Annotated in this window: 3 protein-coding genes and 1 pseudogene; 1 reads left to right on the plus strand and 3 read right to left on the minus strand. The window is 62.5% G+C overall.

Annotated features, from left to right (window positions below; genetic code table 11):
* Both GM910_RS26695 and GM910_RS26700 read right to left on the minus strand, forming a co-directional pair.
* Positions 1 to 1,534 (minus strand): bifunctional aminoglycoside phosphotransferase/ATP-binding protein (locus GM910_RS26695; RefSeq protein WP_159593903.1); only part of this gene is annotated, 1,534 nt, incomplete at its 3' end.
* A gap of 15 nt (positions 1,535 to 1,549) precedes the next feature.
* Positions 1,550 to 2,329 carry a helix-turn-helix domain-containing protein gene (locus tag GM910_RS26700; protein WP_159593905.1) on the minus strand — a complete coding sequence of 260 codons (780 nt, stop codon included), beginning with the start codon at positions 2,327 to 2,329 and terminating at the stop codon, positions 1,550 to 1,552.
* A 191-nt stretch (positions 2,330 to 2,520) separates the two neighbouring features.
* On the opposite strand from GM910_RS26700, the gene GM910_RS27530 reads away from it, so the two are divergent.
* A complete protein-coding gene (locus GM910_RS27530) occupies positions 2,521 to 2,676 on the plus strand; it encodes a hypothetical protein (RefSeq protein ID WP_246226400.1) in 156 nt (51 codons plus the stop codon).
* A 62-nt stretch (positions 2,677 to 2,738) separates the two neighbouring features.
* Here GM910_RS27530 and GM910_RS27060 read toward each other — a convergent pair.
* A pseudogene (locus tag GM910_RS27060) lies at positions 2,739 to 3,569 on the minus strand (CapA family protein); the annotation flags it as partial.
* Between the last annotated feature and the right edge of the window lie 1,191 nt (positions 3,570 to 4,760).

Raw genomic sequence — 4,760 nt, forward strand, 5'->3', positions numbered from 1 at the left:
CCTGATCCGCCCGTACGCCTGTGACATGCGAGAGGATGTCCGCAACAATCGTTTTCAGGTCGCGCCCAGCGTCGATCCTTGTCCAATCGGAAAAGTCGACATGCCGCTGCAACTGTCGCGTCAGAATGTCGACCGTGGCGTCTGACGGCCCGCCCCGACGCATCTCGATGCGTTGCCGGAGGCTCTTCGGATCCGCATGTAGCCAGAAGCCCAGGAAGGGCAGGCCAATCTTGCGGGCTTCCGCTTCGATCCTAAGGCGGTCGGTCGACCGCTCGAACACTGCGTCGGCAATCACCGAGCCGCCCTGGCGCAGAATCAAGCCGGCGCGCCGCGCCATTTCCCGATAGACCTTCTGCGACACCTCCGGCCGATAGGCGTCGTTCGGAAGACGTGTTTCCGTCGAGACGCCGTAAAGGGCCTTGCGGACCCTGTCGCTCTCCACAATCCGTGCGCCCGGTGGTGCGCCCAGCTTTGCGGCGAGCATCTCCGCCACGCTCGTCTTGCCGGATCCGCTCAGACCCGCGATCGCGATGGAGTGCGGCGGAGGCTCGCGAAGCAGTTCAAGAGCAAGGTCGAAATAGGATCGGGCCTCGTCGACGAGACCCGCCGCCGTCCCGCCCTCCTCGAGGAGCGTCGCCGTGACATGCGCCCGCACGGCCGCCCTCACCGCCATGAAGAAGGGAAGAAGCGAGAAGCCGTCATCGTCGTCAGTCTCGTCGAGATAGCGGTTCATGACGAGGTTCGCCAAAGCGGCAAAGCCGCGGTGCCACAGGTCCATCAGCAGGAAGGCCAGGTCATAAAGCACGTCGACGGTCGCGATCTCCTCGCTGAACTCGATGCAGTCGAAGAGCCGCGGGGTGCCACCGATAAGACAGATGTTCCTTAGGTGAAGGTCGCCGTGGCAGCGGCGGACCTTGCCTTCCGTTGCCCGCCGGTCGAGGAGGGCGGAGTGACGTGCCAGCGCAGCGCGAAAGGCTAGGTTGAAGGGCGCCGTCCCCGCCTCGCCAAACACGTGGCTGCCGGCAAAGCCCGCTTCGTTGATGTCGAGCACGCCCGCCATGGTGTCCGCGCCGCCGCGCCCGTGGGCGACAGGGGCATCGCAGTGGAAAGCCGCGATCATATGCGCCGTTTCGCTCATCAAGCCGGGTGTGAGTTTACCCGCGAGCGCCATCTGGTCGAGCAGGCTCGACTGCTCGAACCGCTTCATTTCGACTACTCCGTCAACGAGGCTGCCCGAGCCGTCTAAGGCTAACCGCCCGTCCTCTTCCTCGGTGATCCGATGAGAGCCGATATACAGCCCCGGCGCGGTCTTCGCGTTCAGTTCCACCTCCTTGGAGCAGGCCGCGAGGCGAAGTTCGGGGGTGGAGAAGTCGACATAGGGCAGCTTGACCGCGCGCTTTATCTTCCAGGCCCGCTTGCCTGCAAGGAAGATGCGCGAGATGTGGGTCTCGATGATATCGACCGGCCCACGGACGCCGTGAAAAGCCGAGTTGCTCAGCAGTGCGCTCGTGGCTACCTGGTCGTCGACGATCATCCGGCCGTTTCTCCTTCAGGCGATACTGGCTCGACGTGTGGCCACATGCTCAAATGGCTTTTCCGTCGCGTCGCGGCCCGAAAGCAGTGACAGCCTCCGTTCATCCAGAATCTCGAAGTTCTGGGGATCGATGATCCTCAGCACGCCCCGTCGTGCCATCTCCTGAATTGTGCGGCTGATCGACTCCACCGTCGTGCCGAGATAGGCGGCCATGTCGCGACGGCAAATCGGAACGCGGATGATGGGAAACGCTCCGGGTGTCGCGGCGGCTGCACAAGGCCTCAGGGCTCTCCTGCGCAGGATCAAGAGAAATGAGGCGATGCGCTCTGTTACGGTCTGGCACCCGAGGAGCAGTATCCAATCCTGGGCAGCGTTCAGTTCCTCCATTATGGACAGGAGCATGCGGTGCTCCAGTTCCGGAAATCGCGCCATGACCGCTTCGAAGCCGGCGCGGCCGAAACAGCAAAGAGTCACGTTGCTTGCCGCTTCGATGGATACACGAGACGTGTGGGCGAAGACGCGGCCGAACATATCGCCGGGCAGAAGGAGTTCGACGATCTGCTGCCTGCCGTCGTGAAGCGTCTTCTGTGTCCGCAGCACTCCGCTGACCACGTTCCCCACGAAGGGGGTATCCTCCTCTTCACCGACAACCGTCTCGCCGCGACGACATATGCGGAGGCGTCCAAGACGCTCCAATTCAGCCCTCAATTCCGGACTTGCGTCGCGGCAGACGGAACAACTGTGTAGTGCGCACCGATCATTGGAGATCGGGCGGAGCATTGAGTGGGCAAACATACGTCCCTCGAACACGTTCGGGGCGCCACCGTGTTGCGCAATCTTCAGCGTTCTGTAACGACGGCGTCCCTGCCAATGCCCTCCGCCGCAAGGACGATGCCAGAGACGGCCTTGAAGGCCCTTGCTCCAGATCAAAAGGCAGGCGGCGTTCGCGAGCGCAGTGTCAAGAATGCGTCTTCTGATGAGCAAACATGGAAACCGAAGCGGCAACTCTCCCGGTTCAGCCTGTCTGCAAGCCAAGCAGCATCGGTTTGGGACGCGCGCCTGAGCTGGAGCTTTCTCGACTGGAACAGCACCATCTTGAGCGACGCGAGCCGGTGGTCGCCGTCATCGAGTTCCAGGAATAGGCGAGCGCGAGGTCCGACCTGAAAACCTCATGACCCCCGATGCCCTCACAGTCATTGATGAAATCTCCGCATCCATACAGGATCAGCCTGCCGAGATAGACCTCCATACCGATCGGATGATGGGATGAATGACCGTGGATAAGGTCGGCCCCGGCATCTATGAGCGCGTGAACGAAGCTGCGGTGCTCCGCAGGGACGTCGTAGCCCCAGTTCGGCCCCTAATGTATGGAAACGACGACCAGATCGCCGGCCCGCCGCCATGTTTCGATGCCGCCGATTGCATGCTCGACGGCGGCGTCACCAAAGTCCGGCAGAAAATTCACCCCGGGATGCTTCGCGCCGGCCATCCAATGGCTTGGAACGCCGGCGGAGGGACACGCGAAGGCGAAGACAAGAATGCGGCTTCCCCGCACGCTGCGGAGGAAGGCGGGCCGTCCGGCGGAATCCGCGTCGATACCGGCATCGGCACTTGCGATGCCGGCGTCGGCCAGAGACCTGACCGTGTCCGCCAGCCCGTCCATCCTCCAATCGGCAACATGGTTGTTGGCGAGCACGGAGCAATCGATTCTTGCCGCAGTGATGCAACCGATGTTCTTTGGATGCATCCGGCAGTGAATGGCCTTGTCATCCGGTGTGCCGTCCAACGTGACGCTTATCTCGAGGTTGATGATCCGCAAGTCCGGAGCCTGCCGCTCAATCTCCTCCAGGGCCTCTCCCCAAATACAGTCGAAGCCGACGGGATAGGGGATCGGGCCCGAGCTCTGCTCGGCCAGCAGGACGTAGTCGCGTGCCGAACGAATATGAGGTTCATACAGCACGGGATCGCACTGATATGGCATGATCTGGTCGATGGCGCGGCCGGTCATGACATCACCGCAAAGGATAAGTTTCATCACCGCGATCCTTACTACCCATTCGATGGTCTCACTCAGACGGACACATTCGCGATGCCGCCATCACGTTGGCGGCACTGGCCTTGGGTTCGGACTCGTACGAGGTGTGCCTACGATCAACGCGGGAACTCTTCGCATCGCCATTAGCGCGGACAGAGCGGCGCCGTTACCGGGGAGCAGTGCCCGACGGCTCACGATGATAGGGCTTTCCTGGAGATTTTCTGTCGCGGACTCACGGAGGTCTCCGCTAGGCGAATCGACCAACTCTACACCCAGCATTCGGAGGATGCGCTCGACCAACCTGGCTGGCCTTGTCTTGATTGTGCATCTGCAAAGGACAGGGCCGGGCCGGACGACCGCCCCATGCGGAACATAGAGCACCGACGAAGAGACCTCGGCGATTGCCCGCACGAATGCGACAAATGGGTAGCTCAATCGGGCAAGCGGATCGGCCCGCTCGATCAAGGCGAGAAGCTCGTCTGGCGCGAGCGCCCTCGGGTCGAACGAGGGCGCTCGCGCGATTGACCTCGAAGCGCGCTGTCAACCCCAGCGCCGCAGCCGCGTGCAGGAGCCGCGCTTGAGCGATTGACGCGGCAGCCAAGAGAGCCTGCGATAGCTTCTCCGGCGAAATTGACGATGGCGCCGCTGACATGCGCGAAAAGTGCCGCGCGATCGGTGCGGCGGACCAAGCGACGAGATCCGGGTCTTCAACGAATATTCCGCACAGTTCGGACTTGAAGAGCTTCGCGTAATGGGCCGCGATCTCTAGGCCTTCCTTGGATTCCATCGTCCCCCGGAAGCCGATTATCATGCGCGGAAAAGCGGGTCGTCGGAGGAAGCCGCCATTGTCAGTCTCGCTTTTCGTTGCTGGATGCGAATGTTGCGCTTCCCCCCCTCCTGCGCCCATAGCGGCAAGGTCGTCTGCGAGCACAATCCTTCGCGCGCCGTCTGCGGACGAGAAAGCTGCAGGTCTCATTTGCGCGCCTCGCGGATGGCGGACCCGGCAAGGACATGGTTTGAGTCGGTTCCAGCGACGCTAGAGGCCGCAACACCTCGCCGGAGTTGCCGCCGGGTGCCGTTTCCTGCCCCAACGGGTGAACGCCGCCCAGATCGTTTCCGGCCGCATGCCGAAGGCCAGCGGCGGCTCGATCGTGAAGCGCAGGATCGAGCCGACGGCCAGGCCGAGCAGAG

This window comes from Chelativorans xinjiangensis (assembly GCF_009812055.1).
Classification (GTDB): domain Bacteria; phylum Pseudomonadota; class Alphaproteobacteria; order Rhizobiales; family Rhizobiaceae; genus Chelativorans; species Chelativorans xinjiangense.

Bases quoted from the DNA above. Each gene is read 5' to 3' on its own strand.
- GM910_RS26700 (WP_159593905.1), bottom strand. From the start codon at position 2,329: ATGTTTGCCCACTCAATGCTCCGCCCGATCTCCAATGATCGGTGCGCA.
- GM910_RS27530 (WP_246226400.1), top strand. From the start codon at position 2,521: ATGGAAACCGAAGCGGCAACTCTCCCGGTTCAGCCTGTCTGCAAGCCA.